Below are 14,997 nucleotides of genomic sequence, written 5' to 3'. Positions count from 1 at the left end.
AAGCCTCAGCCTGCCACGATCAAGTAGATGCCGAACAACACTACGGTCACGCACGCCAGCAGGCAGGCCGCCGCGGCCGCCGTCGGCAGCGCGGCCGACACCTGGCGTTCCTGCGCCGCCTCCCGCGCGGACAACGCGCGCAGGCCGCCGGAGAACAGCAGGACCAGCCCCAACACCACCGTGAGGCTGACCCCGAACACGGCGCCGAGCGCCAACCAGTCGATCTTCACAGCGCCACCTTGTGCGTCTCGGCCTGCGCCGCGATCTCGTCCACCACGTGCTCCGGCCGCACCGGCTCACGGCGTGACAACAACCAGATCCCCAGCGAGACACCCATCCCGACCACCGCCACGGCCACCACGCCCCACGTGCCGAGCGACGCGATCCAGCCCGCGAGCGCGCCGACCAGACCCGCCGCCGGGAGCGTGAGCCCCCAGGCCGCCGCCATCCGCCCGGCCACGCCCCACCGCACGCCGTCCCGCTGCCGACCGAGGCCGGAGCCCATGATCCCGCCGGACGCGACGTGCGTGGTCGACAGCGCGAACCCCAGGTGCGAGGACGCCATGATCACGGTCGCCGCACTCGTCTGCGCGGCGAAACCCTGCGGCGCCTCGATCGTGGTCAGGCCCGTGCCCAGGGTCTTCGTGATGCGCCAACCACCCAGGTAGGTGCCCAGCGCGATCGCGATCGCCGCGCTCAGGATCACCCAGAGAGGCGGTTCCGCGCCCGGCGCGAGGGTCCCGGCGGTGATCAGCGTGAGCGTGATGATGCCCATCGTCTTCTGCGCGTCGTTCGTGCCGTGCGCCAACGACATGAGCGCGGCGGACGCGATCTGGCCCACCTTGAAACCCTTGTCCGTCACCGACTTCCGCGCCCGCTTCGTCAGCCGGTAGGTCAGGTAGGTGGCCAGCATCGCCACGATGCCCGCGACCAGCGGCGCGGCGATCGCCGGTGCCACGATCTTGTCCACGACCTTGGCGAAGTGCACCGCGTCCGCGCCCGCCGAGATCCAGGCGGCGCCGATGAGCCCGCCGAACAGGGCGTGCGACGAGCTGGACGGCAGCCCGACGTACCAGGTCACCAGGTTCCACATGATCGCGCCGATCAGGCCGCCGAACACGATGGCCGGCGTGATCCTGGTGTCGTCCACCAACCCGCCGGAGATGGTCTTGGCGACTTCCACCGACAACAACGCGCCCACCAGGTTCAACACCGCGGAGAACGCGACGGCCGTGCGTGGCCGCAGGGCGCCCGTGGCGATGGACGTCGCCATCGAGTTCGCGGTGTCGTGGAAACCGTTGGTGAAGTCGAACACCAACGCGGTCACGACCACGATGATGACGAGGAGCGAGGCATCCACGCTGATTCCTCCGGCTGAACCGACACAGTCGAAGGTGAACGCTACCTCTCCAGGAGATGAACGATCGTCTCAACAGACGTTCGTCACACCAACGGCAAGCTCCGTTGGATCGTCAGCTCACCCGACGCCAGGCGCACGAATCTTTCGGCGAACGGCTCCCAGACCTCACGGATGTCCTCGTGACCCTGCGCGAGCCGGTCCGGGTCGAGCGCGCCCGGACGTGCCGCGGCCACCGCATCCGGGTTCCCGGCTCCCCAGCCCACGACCATGTCCGGCGTCGTCTCGATGTGGAACTGCAAGCCGTAGGCCCGGTCCCCCACGCGGAACGCCTCGTTCGCGCACTTCGGGGACGACGCGAGCAGCAACGCCGTCGGCGGCAGGAACGAGACCTCGTCCTCGTGGAACTGGAGCACGTCCGGCGTCCACGGCAGCTCGCCGAACAACGGGTCACCGCTCGCCGCGTCCCGCTTCGCCACCAGGTCCATGCCGATCAGCGTGCCGTGCGGACTGCGCCGCACCTGACCACCGGTCGCCGCGGCCAGGAGCTGCGCGCCCAGGCACAGGGCCAGCACCGGCACCCGCTTCGACACCGCGTGGGACAGGAGCTTGCGCACGTCGGCCAACCACGGGTGCTCGACGTCGTCCAACGCGCCCATCGCACCGCCCAGGCACACCACGCCCTGGTAGCCGTCGAGCGTCTCGGGCACCGGCTGTGCGTAGGGTTCGACCACGTCCAGCACCGCCCCGGCGGCGGTCAGCCACTCGCCGAGGCGGGCCGGCGGGTCGTCGCGGTCGGGTTGCAGCACGAGCAGACGGGTCACCCGACCGAGGGTAGATCAGCACTCGCAGCTAATCCCTTGCAGGGCCGTTCCGCCCACCTCGGCACCGCCCACCTCGGCACCGCCCATCTCGGCACCGCCCACCTCGGCGCCGTCGACCGGGTAGCCGGCCGCCTGCCAGGCGGTGATGCCGCCGGCCAGCCGCTTCACCTTGAACCCGAGCGTCGCCAGCTTCAGCGCGCCCTTGGTCGCGGCGTTGCACTGGAAGCTCTCGCAGTAGCAGACGTAGACGAGGTCGCGATCCCAGTCGGCGGTCGTCGTCTCGTCCATCTCCCAGTGCGGGAGGTTGATCGCGCCAGGGAGGTGGGCGCGCGCGAACGCCTCCGCGCTGCGCGTCTCGACGAGCTGGAAGCCCCGGGTGTCGCCTGCCTTCAGGTCGCGGACCACGTCGTCCGGGTCGGCCTCGAACGACAGTTCCGCGGCGAAGAACGCGGCGGCGGCAGCGGGGTCGGCGGCGGGGAAGCGGAGCGTGTTGGTCATGGGTAAATGGTGGCTGACCAGCGTGTTCTTCCCCATGTGGAAGTCCAGGCGTTCGGCCGGTCCGGCTTAGGATTCCACGGTGGAACTGGACGATCTGGATTGGAAGTTGTTGGACCTGCTCCAGCGGGACGGGCGGATGACGTTCACCGAGCTGGCCAAGCGCGTCTCCCTGTCCGCGCCCGCGACGACCGAACGGGTGCGGCGGCTGGAACAGGCCGGGATCGTCACCGGGTACGTCGCGGTGGTCGACACCCAGCGGCTCGGACTGCCGATCGAGGCCATCGTCCGGGTTCGGGTGCGCAGCCTCGACACGCCCCGGTTCCGGGAACGGGTGGTGACGCTGGCGCAGGTGCGCGACGCGGACCACGTGACCGGTGACGACTGCTGGCTGCTGCGCGTCGTGTGCCGGTCGATGGTGGAGCTGGAGGAGTTCGTGGAGCAGGCCCAGCGGTACGGCGACACGACCACGTCCCTGGTGTTCTCCTCCCACGCCCGCAACCGGCCGGTGACGCGGGAGATCTTCGGGGGTATCGTTTCTCGATAACATCGATAGTCGATATGCGGGGGGCGTGTCATGTCGAAGGAGAACCCATTACAGCCGTTCACCGGGGCGGTCCGGTTCTTGTGGTCGGTGACCACCGTGGGCTTCCTTCTCAGTGCGGTGCTCAAGGTCTACAACCTGATCAGCGAGACGCGCCTCTGCTTCACCTCGGCGGTGTTCGCCTCGCGGTTCCGCGCGGAGTACCTCGGTGAAGGTGGGTTCCGGGACGGCACGTACGGCCATCCGACCGAAATGCGCTTCTGCCTGATCAACCCGACCGCCGGTGACCGGGCGCTCGGCGTCCTCGACCGCATCCCCAGCTGTTTCGCCTACGCGGTGGGGTTCTTCCTGCTGCTGAGGCTGCTCGAACGGGCCGCCGCCGAGGGCGTCCACACCATCGGCACGGCGGATCGGGTGCGGCGGTTCGGCTGGTTCACGCTCGTGGCGCTGCCGACGGTGACGATGATCGAAGCCGTCGTCCGCACCCTCTTGCTGCAGCACGCGGTCACGTTCGAGGTGTCCGTGCTGGAGTTCACGCGCGACTGGTCCGTGCCGTGGTGGGCAGTGGTCACCGGATTGGGCATGCTGTCGTTGGCGAAGATCATGCGGAGCAGCGCGGACATGCGTTTGGACCTCGAAGGAACGGTGTGAGCATCCAGGTTCACCTCGACCGGCTGCTGGCCGAGCGCGGGATGACGTTGACCGAGCTGTCCGAGCGCGTCGGCGTGACGGTGGTCAACCTGTCGGTCCTCAAGAACGGCCGCGCCAGGGCGATCCGGTTCAGCACGCTCACCAAGTTGTGCGAGGTGCTGGGCTGTCAGCCAGGCGACCTGCTCAGCTACCGGCAGGGGTGAACGCGAAGTCGGCCGAGTCCACCACCGGCCGGAACCCGATCCGCTGGTAGATCGAGTTCGACGTCGGGTTGGCCAGGTCGGTGTAGAGCACGACGTGCTCGGCGCCGTTGTCCCGCGCCCACGCCGCACAGGCCGCGGTGACCGCCGCGCCGTACCCGTGCCTGCGGTGCTCCGGCGGGGTGTAGACGGGGCCGATGCGCGCCATGCCGGACGCCGGTGCGTTCGCCGCCGCCCACGCCACGGGCGTATCGCCGTGACACCAGATCAGGTTGCCGTACCCAGCCTCGATGGTGACGCGTAGGGACCGTTCCACATCGTCGTCGGCGTCTTCGTCGCGGTCCTGGCCGGAGGCTTCCACGCCGAACTCCGCGCGCCAGCGGACCAGCAGGGCGATGTCGTCCATCGTGGCGAGGCGGGCGTGACCGGGGATGTCCGGCAACTCCAGGTCTTTCAGTTCGTAGAGTCGCAACGCCATGTGCTCGTGGGCTCCGCACCCGGTGCGGGCGGTCCAGGCGACGACGAACGCTTCCACCGCGTCACGCGGACCGTTGACGCCCGGCAGCTCGACGTCACCCGCCAGGCCATCCGCCATGGCCTCCGCCCACCTCGGCGGGACACCGCTCAGCGTCAGCGGCCACGGCGGGGTGCGCACGGCCGCGGCCACCAGGACGTCGTCTTCGGTGACGGTGACCAGCAGCGGCGGTTCGTCGTCGGGGTCGGGATGGTTGAGCCAGCGGTCCACTGCCGCGATCGGGATCGTGTGGAACACCGGGTCGGCGTTGAAGAAGTCCTTGGTCCGCGCCCAGAACTCCGTCAGATCGTCGTGCTTGGTCACCTCGGCCACGAGTCGGACGGTAACGCAAAAAAGCCTTCAGGGGCACTCGCGTTAAACGAGTGCCCCTGAAGGCGAAGTATGTTCGGCGGCGTCCTACTCTCCCACACCCTCACGAGTGCAGTACCATCGGCGCTGGAAGGCTTAACTACCGGGTTCGGAATGGGACCGGGTGTTCCCCAACCGCTATGACCACCGAAACACTATGAAATTACCAACCCGTAGGCACCCGACCCAGACACAATGTCTGGACCAGATGGTCCGGTTCGGTTCTTTCAGAACCGCACAGTGGATGCGTAGCGTCTTCATGACAAGTCCTCGGCCTATTAGTACCGGTCAACTCCAGCCGTTACCGACCTTCCATCTCCGGCCTATCAACCCAATGGTCTGTTGGGGGCCTTAACCCACAAAGGGGTGGGATACCTCATCTAGGAACAGGCTTCCCGCTTAGATGCTTTCAGCGGTTATCCCTTCCGAACGTAGCCAACCAGCAATGCCCTTGGCAGGACAACTGGCACACCAGAGGTCCGTCCGTCCCGGTCCTCTCGTACTAGGGACAGCCTTCCGCAAGTATCCTACGCGCGCGGCGGATAGGGACCGAACTGTCTCACGACGTTCTAAACCCAGCTCGCGTACCGCTTTAATGGGCGAACAGCCCAACCCTTGGGACCTACTCCAGCCCCAGGATGCGACGAGCCGACATCGAGGTGCCAAACCATGCCGTCGATATGGACTCTTGGGCAAGATCAGCCTGTTATCCCCGGGGTACCTTTTATCCGTTGAGCGACCACGCTTCCACAAGCCATGGCCGGATCACTAGTTCCGACTTTCGTCCCTGCTCGACCTGTCGGTCTCACAGTCAAGCTCCCTTGTGCACTTGCACTCGACACCTGATTGCCAACCAGGCTGAGGGAACCTTTGAGCGCCTCCGTTACCCTTTGGGAGGCAACCGCCCCAGTTAAACTACCCACCAGGCACTGTCCCTGATCCGGATCACGGACCGAGGTTAGACATCCAGTACGACCAGAGTGGTATTTCAACGACGACTCCACACTGACTGGCGTCAGCGCTTCACAGTCTCCCACCTATCCTACACAAGCCGAACCGAACACCAATACCAAGCTATAGTAAAGGTCCCGGGGTCTTTCCGTCCTGCCGCGCGTAACGAGCATCTTTACTCGTAATGCAATTTCGCCGGGCCTGTGGTTGAGACAGTCGAGAAGTCGTTACGCCATTCGTGCAGGTCGGAACTTACCCGACAAGGAATTTCGCTACCTTAGGATGGTTATAGTTACCACCGCCGTTTACTGGCGCTTAAGTTCTCAGCTTCGCCCCGAAAGACTAACCGGTCCCCTTAACGTTCCAGCACCGGGCAGGCGTCAGTCCGTATACATCGTCTTGCGACTTCGCACGGACCTGTGTTTTTAGTAAACAGTCGCTTCTCGCTGGTCTCTGCGGCCGAAAAATCCTAGCCCGCAAGGGGCTTCAAATCCCTCGGCCCCCCTTCTCCCGAAGTTACGGGGGCATTTTGCCGAGTTCCTTAACCACAGTTCGCCCGATCGCCTCGGTATTCTCTACCTGACCACCTGTGTCGGTTTGGGGTACGGGCCGCATGAACACTCACTAGAGGCTTTTCTCGGCAGCATGGGATCACTCTACTTCGCCTCAATCGGCTATGCATCACGTCTCAGCCTTAATGCAGCACGGATTTGCCTATGCTACGGCCTACACGCTTACACCAGTACTACCACTCACTGGCGGAGCTACCCTCCTGCGTCACCCCATCGCTTGACTACTACAAGTTCAGGTCCCGCGCTCCACGTCACCCCACTCCCGAAGGAGTAGGATGGGCTTCGGGCGGTTAGTATCACAAGGTTCGCCATGGGCGCGTTCACACGGGTACGGGAATATCAACCCGTTGTCCATCGACTACGCCTGTCGGCCTCGCCTTAGGTCCCGACTTACCCTGGGCGGATTAGCCTGGCCCAGGAACCCTTGGTCATCCGGCGGACGAGTTTCTCACTCGTCTTTCGCTACTCATGCCTGCATTCTCACTCGTCCAGCCTCCACACCTGGATCACTCCGGCGCTTCAATGGCTGAACGACGCTCCCCTACCCATCCCAGCGTTACACTGAAATGACACGGCTTCGGCGGTGTGCTTGAGCCCCGCTACATTGTCGGCGCAGGACCACTTGACCAGTGAGCTATTACGCACTCTTTAAAGGGTGGCTGCTTCTAAGCCAACCTCCTGGTTGTCTGGGCGACCCCACATCCTTTCCCACTTAGCACACACTTAGGGGCCTTAGCCGGCGTTCTGGGCTGTTTCCCTCTCGACTACGAAGCTTATCCCCCGCAGTCTCACTGCCGCGCTCTCACGTACCGGCATTCGGAGTTTGGTTGATTTCGGTAAGCTTGTGGGCCCCCTAGACCATCCAGTGCTCTACCTCCGGCACGAAACACACGACGCTGCACCTAAATGCATTTCGGGGAGAACCAGCTATCACGGAGTTTGATTGGCCTTTCACCCCTAACCACAGCTCATCCCCCAGGTTTTCAACCCTGGTGGGTTCGGGCCTCCACGTAGTCTTACCCACGCTTCACCCTGGCCATGGCTAGATCACTCCGCTTCGGGTCTAGACCACGCGACTCAAACGCCCTATTCGGACTCGCTTTCGCTACGGCTACCCCACACGGGTTAACCTCGCCACGCAGCACTAACTCGCAGGCTCATTCTTCAAAAGGCACGCCGTCACCCCTAAAGGCTCCGACGGATTGTAGGCACACGGTTTCAGGTACTATTTCACTCCCCTCCCGGGGTACTTTTCACCTTTCCCTCACGGTACTAGTCCGCTATCGGTCACCAGGTAGTATTTAGGCTTAGCGGGTGGTCCCGCCAGATTCACAGCGAATTTCACGAGTACGCTGCTACTTGGGAACACTGTAAGAAGACGGTGAGTTTTCGCGTACGGGACTTTCACCCTCTACGGCCACGCTTTCCAGACGCATTCCGCTAACGACACCGTTTTATGACTCCTTGTCAGCTCGGCAGAACTGACGAACAGGTCCCACGACCCCGCACACGCAACCCCTGCCGGGTATCACACGAATACGGTTTAGCCTCTTCCGCTTTCGCTCGCCACTACTCACGGAATCACGGTTGTTTTCTCTTCCTGCGGGTACTGAGATGTTTCACTTCCCCGCGTTCCCTCCACACGCCCTATGTGTTCAGGCGTGGGTGACCCCACATGACTGGGGCCGGGTTTCCCCATTCGGATACCCTTGGATCTCAGCTCGGTTGACAGCTCCCCAAGGCTTTTCGCAGTCTCCTACGTCCTTCATCGGCTCCTGGTGCCAAGGCATCCACCGTGTGCCCTTAATAACTTGCCACAAAGATGCTCGCATCCACTGTGCAGTTCTCAAAGAACAACCAGACACCGCCCCACACTGCCCACGCCTACCGGCTACCCGGCGGTTCGCGGACGGAGACCGTCCTGTCGCTTCCTCGCTGAGCAAAACACTGTGCGTGTTCCCTCAGGACCCAACAGCGTGCCGAACAGAAGTCTCGAACCCTCTGGAGACCCTTCCATGTTCCCGAAGGAACCGTACTAACTCCCCAAACAACCCAGGATTCTGTATATAGCCAGCATCCACATCATTGAGCAACCATCCGACGATCATTCGCCGCCGGCATGGCTCTCCACAGGCCCTCTCGAAAGAAGACCGGTGAGGAATGCTCCTTAGAAAGGAGGTGATCCAGCCGCACCTTCCGGTACGGCTACCTTGTTACGACTTCGTCCCAATCGCCAGTCCCACCTTCGACCGCTCCCCCCCTTACGGGTTGGGCCACGGGCTTCGGGTGTTACCGACTTTCGTGACGTGACGGGCGGTGTGTACAAGGCCCGGGAACGTATTCACCGCAGCGTTGCTGATCTGCGATTACTAGCGACTCCGACTTCACGGGGTCGAGTTGCAGACCCCGATCCGAACTGAGACCGGCTTTGTGGGATTCGCTCCACCTCACGGCTTAGCAGCCCTCTGTACCGGCCATTGTAGCATGTGTGAAGCCCTGGACATAAGGGGCATGATGACTTGACGTCATCCCCACCTTCCTCCGAGTTGACCCCGGCAGTCTCCCATGAGTCCCCGCCATTACGCGCTGGCAACATGGAACGAGGGTTGCGCTCGTTGCGGGACTTAACCCAACATCTCACGACACGAGCTGACGACAGCCATGCACCACCTGTACACCGGCCACAAGGGGGGCCGTATCTCTACGGCTTTCCAGTGCATGTCAAGCCCAGGTAAGGTTCTTCGCGTTGCATCGAATTAATCCACATGCTCCGCCGCTTGTGCGGGCCCCCGTCAATTCCTTTGAGTTTTAGCCTTGCGGCCGTACTCCCCAGGCGGGGTGCTTAATGCGTTAGCTGCGGCACGGAGGACGTGGAAGTCCCCCACACCTAGCACCCACCGTTTACGGCGTGGACTACCAGGGTATCTAATCCTGTTCGCTCCCCACGCTTTCGCTCCTCAGCGTCAGTATCGGCCCAGAGACCCGCCTTCGCCACCGGTGTTCCTCCTGATATCTGCGCATTTCACCGCTACACCAGGAATTCCAGTCTCCCCTGCCGAACTCAAGTCTGCCCGTATCGACTGCAGGCTCCACGTTAAGCGTGAAGTTTTCACAGCCGACGCAACAAACCGCCTACGAGCTCTTTACGCCCAATAATTCCGGACAACGCTCGCACCCTACGTATTACCGCGGCTGCTGGCACGTAGTTAGCCGGTGCTTCTTCTGCGGGTACCGTCAGTTGCCCTTCGTCCCCGCTGAAAGAGGTTTACAACCCGAAGGCCGTCATCCCTCACGCGGCGTCGCTGCATCAGGCTTTCGCCCATTGTGCAATATTCCCCACTGCTGCCTCCCGTAGGAGTCTGGGCCGTGTCTCAGTCCCAGTGTGGCCGGTCACCCTCTCAGGCCGGCTACCCGTCGTCGCCTTGGTAGGCCATTACCCCACCAACAAGCTGATAGGCCGCGGGTCCATCCTGTACCGCCGGAACTTTCCACCCACCACCATGCGGAGGCAGGTCATATCCGGTATTAGACCTAGTTTCCCAGGCTTATCCCAGAGTACAGGGCAGGTTACCCACGTGTTACTCACCCGTTCGCCGCTCGTGTACCCCGAAGGGCCTTACCGCTCGACTTGCATGTGTTAAGCACGCCGCCAGCGTTCGTCCTGAGCCAGGATCAAACTCTCCAATAAGGAATGTTTGATCGCTCCGAACAACACTGACATTAATGTCAGTTGTCCAGTAACAATCTCAAAGGAAACCTCTTGACAGAGGTTCATAAATTTACTGGCTATTCGGCACGCTGTTGAGTTCTCAAAGAACACGCGCTCACCATCTTGTCCCGCGTCTTACCGCGGTTCATTCCGGGGCTTTGTGTTTCCGTTCTGTCGAAAGCTTAGCTGGTTCGTTTTCTCGGTGTCAAATCGGCCGGTTTCGGCTTCTCGGCTCCGCGACGAACTCGCTTTGCATTCAATTTGTTCTGGTTTCCAGAGCGGAGGCAGCACGCTGTGCTGCTTATTCGTTTCTGGGAGCTTGACGCCGCAGTAGTCTACTCGGCCCGATTCGCGGTGTCAACCGCTCGTTCCGAGGTTCTTGCTGGCGACTCGGTAAAAGTTACTCATGACCTTGCCCGGTGTCAAATCGCCTGGTCAGCGGGCTGCTGGAGCGACGCGGACCGGTGCGGCGACCTGCGGACCGGGTCCTTTGGGCGCCACGGGACGGGGTCGCAGCCACAGCGAGATGGTCCGCATGCCCTCCATCGCGGCCACGATCTGCTCCGGCGAGGCCGCTTCGCGGGTCGCCACCGGCACCAGGTCGTAGCCCCAGATGCGGAACTCCTTGAGGACCGTGACCGGATCGTCGCCAAAACCCTCCGTCGTCGTCGCGGAGAACTCCAGGAACACGTGCGGGCGGTCTCGGCGCAGGAGTCGGACCAGGCCGGCCAGCGCACGGTGACCACGACCGGGAGCATCCACCCGAACGACTGACAGCTTCCGACCGTGCAACGTCGGCACGGCCTCCAGCTCCTTGTCGAGCCTGGCGGCACGCACCCTCGGCACGTCTTCCCCGGCGTTCTCCGGCAACGGAGCCACCGACACACCACCGGTCAGCGCCGGTTGGGTGGCCAGTTCACCGGTGCTCTCCCACGCGGCGGCGTCGACCAGGACGAGCTGTTGGGCGAGCCGTTCGGGCAGGTTGACGTCGACGTTGTGCCGCAGCAGCGCCCGCGCGGACGGGCACGGCTCGACCGCGACCACGGAGCCGCCCGAGCCGAACCGGCTCAGCATGCGCACGGTCTGGTAGCCGACGTACGCGCCGACGTCGAGGAAGATGCCGTCCGGCTCGACCACCGAGTCGATCAGCTCCGACAGGTCCGACTCCCACACCCCGTTGCTGGACAGCATCGGCAGCATGAACGCGTCGTCCGAGGGCAGGCGGAGCAGGCCGACGTCGGTCAGCACCAGGGATGTGCCCGGGACGGCGTCGCCGTGCCGCTCGTGCTCCCGCACCACGACTCGGCGCAGGGCGTCGGCGGTCTGCTGCGACTGGGTGGCCGCCCGCAGACCGGAGTCGAGCTTGGTGTCGCGCTCCATCAGCGCGTCCACGACCTTGGACTCCAGCGAGTCGATCCGGTCGAGGGTGCGTTCGAGGGCGACGGCGAGCTTGTCGATCCGCTGGGCCAGGACGTCGCTCTGGTGAGCGCGCTTGCCGGCTTCGGCGACGACGGCGTCCTCGATCTCGCGCAGCCGCCGTCCTTGGCCGGACATGTCGGCACGGACCCGGACCACGCTGTCGTCGATGCCCACGAGCTGGTCGGCGAGGTGGCCCTGGTGGTCGGCGTGCTGTTCGAGTTCGGCGCGCAGCACTTCGAGTTCGCCGAGGCCGACGCCGGTGGAGATGTCGTCCTGGCGGCGGACCAGTTCGGAGACCGTGCGCTCGACCCCGTCGACCAGGGACGTGAGCACTTCTCGCATGTGGTTGTCGTAGTGGTCGAGCACGCGCAGGACGACCTTGCGCAGCTGCGGCGCCATGGGGATGCGGCTGGCGGTGCCGACGTCGGGCTGGCGCAGGAGGGCGTGCTTCGCCGAGTGCAGGGCCTTCATCGGGTCGACCGTCGGTGAGGGCTTGGCCCGGCGTGCGCGCCAGCCGCGGTAGGCGTGCTCGACCCGGTCGCGGAGGATCTCGCCGACCTTGGTGACGTCACGGGTGGCGCGGATGTGGTCGCGTCCCTTGATGCCGATCGCGACCGCCGCGGGCAGGTCGTCGGCGAGGGCGCGCATGAGCTTGACGGCGGCTTGGAGGTCGGGCTCGACGCCTTGGCGGCACGGCACGAAGATCACCGCGGCCTTGTCGAACAGCTCGGCGACCGCGCCGTGGTCGGAGGTGAGGATCGGCGTTGCTTCGGCCGCGTGCCGGGCCAGGGTGTGCGCGATCCGGTCGCAGGCGCCGCCCCGGTGCAGGTGGATCAGGCAGTCGACGGCGCCGAGGGTGTCGACCAGTTCGATGCGCGGGTCGGCGGAGGTGGCGAGGCGCAGGCGTTCGGCGGCCTCGGGGTGGGCGTGCGCGTTGGTGACCTCGATGCGCAGTGTCACGTCGGTGCGGTCGGGGAAGGCGGAGAAGAAGGCGGAGACGGCGCCGAGTGCGTTGCCCGCACGGTCGGCGGCGTGGTCGGCGAGGGCGCCGAAGACCACTCCATCGTGTGGTTCCGGGTTCTTCGCGTCGGCTTCCGGGACCGGGAGCGGGAGGACGCGGACGGTCGGGCCGCCTTGGCGTTCGAGGGCGGCTCGGGTCGCTTCGGAGGGGACCCAGATCTCGGCGGCGTCGGTGGGCTGCTCGTCGTCCAGGACGTAGTCGACCACGAAACGGCTGTCCGGGACGTTCTCGGTGGTGCCGACGCGGACCACGACCGGGTAGCCGGCGGTGGTGGAGGTGGGCAGGCCGGAGGCGCGGGCGGCGGCGTGGACGAGTTCGGCGATGGGGCCGGTGCCGAGAACGGAGACGCCGAGCTGGTCGTGCAGGACCGGGCCTTCGGGGCGCGAGTTCGGGACCGCGGTCACGGGCAGTCGGCCGGCGGCCACGCCGACGGAGGCGCACCAGTCGCGGAACGCTTTGGCGTCCGCGCCGAACGGGTCGGGGAACTGGGTGCGGAGGGCTTGGTCGGAGCGCCAGAGTGCGGCGGCCCAGCGGGTGCTGCCGGGGACGTGGGGTGCCGGTTCGCTCGCCCAGGCCACGAACCCCGCTCCGCCGTCGGGGCCGAAGGCTGGGGGTGGGGTGGTGCGTGCAGCCACGGTCCGGGAGGGAGTGGAAGTAGGAGTGGGCGCAGGGGTGGGCGCGGAAGCGGGAGTGGGAGTGAGGGCTGCGGTCGGCGCGACGGTCGAGGTCGGGGCGACTGCGGCCGTAGTCGCGGCCAGCTCGGCGGGCTCGGCGGGCTCGGCGGTCGGCGCGGCGACGACTGCGGCCGGGTCCTCGGGCGTGGCCGTGGGAGCCGGGGCGGAGGTCGGCGCGGCAGCAACTGCGGCTTCGGAGGGCTCGGTGGTTTGAGCGGGGGTGGAGGGCGGCGCGGAAGCAACGGTCGCGGTCGGCTTGGTGGGCACGGTTGGGGTGGCCGGCGGCTCTGGGGCGTCCGACACCTCTGGCGCGAGGGGGACGGCTGGGCCGATCAAGGCTTCCGGGGCGACCACGGTCAGCGGCGCTACTTGAGCGACCACGCCGTTCACGCCATTGGTGGCGGGCACGCCGTCCAGGACGGGTTTCGGGGTGTCGGCCGAGGTGGGGGCGGTGACCGGGTTGGCTGGGATGTCGGCTGGTGCTTCGGTCGCCGGGCTTGGGTCGACAGGTTCGGCGACGGGTTCGGCAGCTGGTTGCGCGGAGTCCGCCGGGATCGAGCCCGAAACCGAGGCCAGCGGGGAGTCTTGTTCTGGGTCCTGGAGAGTGGAGTCTTCGAGAGCCGAGTCCTGAACAGCCGAGTCCTGGACAGCGGAGGAAGGGCGGGTTGGGTTGAACGCGGAGGCGGGGTTCGTTCGGGCGGCGTCGCGGTAGTCCGTCCGCAGCTCGTCCGGGATCTGGGTGCCGTCCGCGAGCTGCCCGAAGCCGTACCGCACCTTCTGCGGTGTGTCGCCCTTGCGGACCAGTTCGCCTCGGTACGCGGTGCACAGCTCTGCCAGTTCCGGGTGCTCCGACAGCAGCACGCGCGGTCGGTCGGCGAAGTCTGCCGACAGCAGCCACGGCCGATGGGGGTCGAAGCCGGCGAAGTGGACACTGCGGACCGGTTCGCCGACGGTCGTCAACGTCCCGTCCGGTCGGCGGTGGAGGTCTCGTTGCGGCGCGTTCCACACCGACAAGCCGACCGTCGCGTCACGGAGGACGTGCAGGTTGACCAGGGCGGGCGCCATGTCGAGCACTGCCTTGGTGGCGTCCGGAGTCCGGCGCAGCTGCTCGCCCAACGACTGGAGGAACGACTCGGCCCCTGGCGCGACCAACAGGAAACCCGGGTCGAACACGCCCATTTCGAGGAGTTCGGTGGGCGTGGGGCGCAGCCCGTCGTCCGGCAACGGCCGCAGCGACCTGGGCAGCAGGACCAACGGCCCGCGCCGCACGGCCGACTCGACCAGGTCCGTCAGCGGATGGAGGACCTGCACCCACGGGTCCAGGTAGAGCACCGGCACGCCTTGGCCCAGCAGCTGTTCGAGGAGCTTGGGCCGCAGGACTCCGCACAGCTGCGCCGCCGTGCAGCCGGTCGCCAGCTCCGCCAGCTCCTCCGGGCTCACGCCCAGGTCAGCGGGCGTGACGAGGCCCGGACCGGATCTCTCCGGCAGGGCGTCGACCACCAAGGCCATGAACCTGGCCTGGGGATGGCTCGCCAGGAACGAGCTGGACAGCACTTTCACCGCGGGCAGTTCGGCGGCCGTGGCCACCGTGCAGGCGATGAACGTAGGACGGGACTCCGAACGTCCGGGCACCTCGGTCACGGTCTGCAAACCTAGCTTCTCGGAGTGCCCGGTGTGGACCACCCGCACGGGTGTCT

General features: G+C 65.5%; 9 protein-coding genes and 3 rRNA genes. 3 read left to right on the top strand and 9 right to left on the bottom strand.

Annotation, left to right across the window (positions count from 1 at the left end; translation table 11 throughout):
• Positions 1 to 5: 5 nt before the first annotated feature.
• The 4 genes from F4560_RS37855 to F4560_RS37840 form a co-directional block, all read right to left on the bottom strand.
• The gene (locus tag F4560_RS37855) at positions 6 to 230 is read right to left on the bottom strand and encodes a hypothetical protein (RefSeq protein ID WP_184927867.1); all 225 of its coding nucleotides are present in this window, start codon (positions 228 to 230) and stop codon (positions 6 to 8) included.
• Complete coding sequence (locus tag F4560_RS37850; RefSeq protein WP_184927866.1) at positions 227 to 1,360, bottom strand: inorganic phosphate transporter; 1,134 nt, start codon at positions 1,358 to 1,360, stop codon at positions 227 to 229. Before F4560_RS37850 ends, F4560_RS37855 begins: the two co-directional genes overlap by 4 nt.
• An 83-nt stretch (positions 1,361 to 1,443) precedes the next feature.
• Positions 1,444 to 2,181: a type 1 glutamine amidotransferase gene (locus F4560_RS37845; RefSeq protein WP_184927865.1), complete on the bottom strand. Its 738-nt coding sequence runs from the start codon at positions 2,179 to 2,181 to the stop codon at positions 1,444 to 1,446.
• Positions 2,182 to 2,196: 15 nt separating this feature from the next.
• On the bottom strand, positions 2,197 to 2,679 hold the full coding sequence (locus tag F4560_RS37840; RefSeq protein ID WP_184927864.1) for a rhodanese-like domain-containing protein: 483 nt from the start codon (positions 2,677 to 2,679) through the stop codon (positions 2,197 to 2,199).
• Between the two features lie 79 nt (positions 2,680 to 2,758).
• On the opposite strand from F4560_RS37840, the gene F4560_RS37835 reads away from it, so the two are divergent.
• The 3 genes from F4560_RS37835 to F4560_RS37825 are packed head-to-tail and all read left to right on the top strand — an operon-like array spanning position 2,759 to position 4,074.
• Positions 2,759 to 3,223, top strand: coding sequence for an Lrp/AsnC family transcriptional regulator (locus F4560_RS37835; RefSeq protein ID WP_184927863.1), 465 nt, complete (start codon positions 2,759 to 2,761; stop codon positions 3,221 to 3,223).
• Between the two features lie 30 nt (positions 3,224 to 3,253).
• Complete coding sequence (locus F4560_RS37830) at positions 3,254 to 3,871, top strand: hypothetical protein (RefSeq protein ID WP_184927862.1); 618 nt, start codon at positions 3,254 to 3,256, stop codon at positions 3,869 to 3,871.
• A complete protein-coding gene (locus F4560_RS37825; RefSeq protein ID WP_184927861.1) occupies positions 3,868 to 4,074 on the top strand; it encodes a helix-turn-helix domain-containing protein in 207 nt (68 codons plus the stop codon). Before F4560_RS37830 ends, F4560_RS37825 begins: the two co-directional genes overlap by 4 nt.
• Here the strand turns inward: F4560_RS37825 and F4560_RS46395 are convergent.
• From F4560_RS46395 to F4560_RS46390, 5 genes are all read right to left on the bottom strand, one after another.
• On the bottom strand, positions 4,055 to 4,918 hold the full coding sequence (locus tag F4560_RS46395) for a GNAT family N-acetyltransferase (protein WP_184927860.1): 864 nt from the start codon (positions 4,916 to 4,918) through the stop codon (positions 4,055 to 4,057). The two genes, F4560_RS37825 and F4560_RS46395, sit on opposite strands and share 20 nt — an antisense overlap.
• Positions 4,919 to 4,989: 71 nt before the next feature.
• Positions 4,990 to 5,106 (bottom strand): 5S ribosomal RNA (gene rrf / locus F4560_RS37815).
• Positions 5,107 to 5,212: 106 nt separating this feature from the next.
• A 23S ribosomal RNA gene (locus F4560_RS37810) occupies positions 5,213 to 8,294 on the bottom strand.
• Between the two features lie 354 nt (positions 8,295 to 8,648).
• Positions 8,649 to 10,165: ribosomal RNA gene (locus tag F4560_RS37805) — 16S ribosomal RNA — on the bottom strand.
• Together the 16S, 23S and 5S rRNA genes form the textbook arrangement of a ribosomal RNA operon.
• Before the next feature lie 456 nt (positions 10,166 to 10,621).
• Complete coding sequence (locus tag F4560_RS46390) at positions 10,622 to 14,941, bottom strand: FkbM family methyltransferase (RefSeq protein ID WP_184927859.1); 4,320 nt, start codon at positions 14,939 to 14,941, stop codon at positions 10,622 to 10,624.
• Positions 14,942 to 14,997: the final 56 nt, after the last annotated feature.

It is taken from the genome of Saccharothrix ecbatanensis (genome assembly GCF_014205015.1).
Lineage (GTDB): Bacteria > Actinomycetota > Actinomycetes > Mycobacteriales > Pseudonocardiaceae > Actinosynnema > Actinosynnema ecbatanense.
The sequence above is the reverse complement of the archived record's forward strand: the minus strand, read 5'-3'. Positions and strand labels throughout refer to the sequence as shown.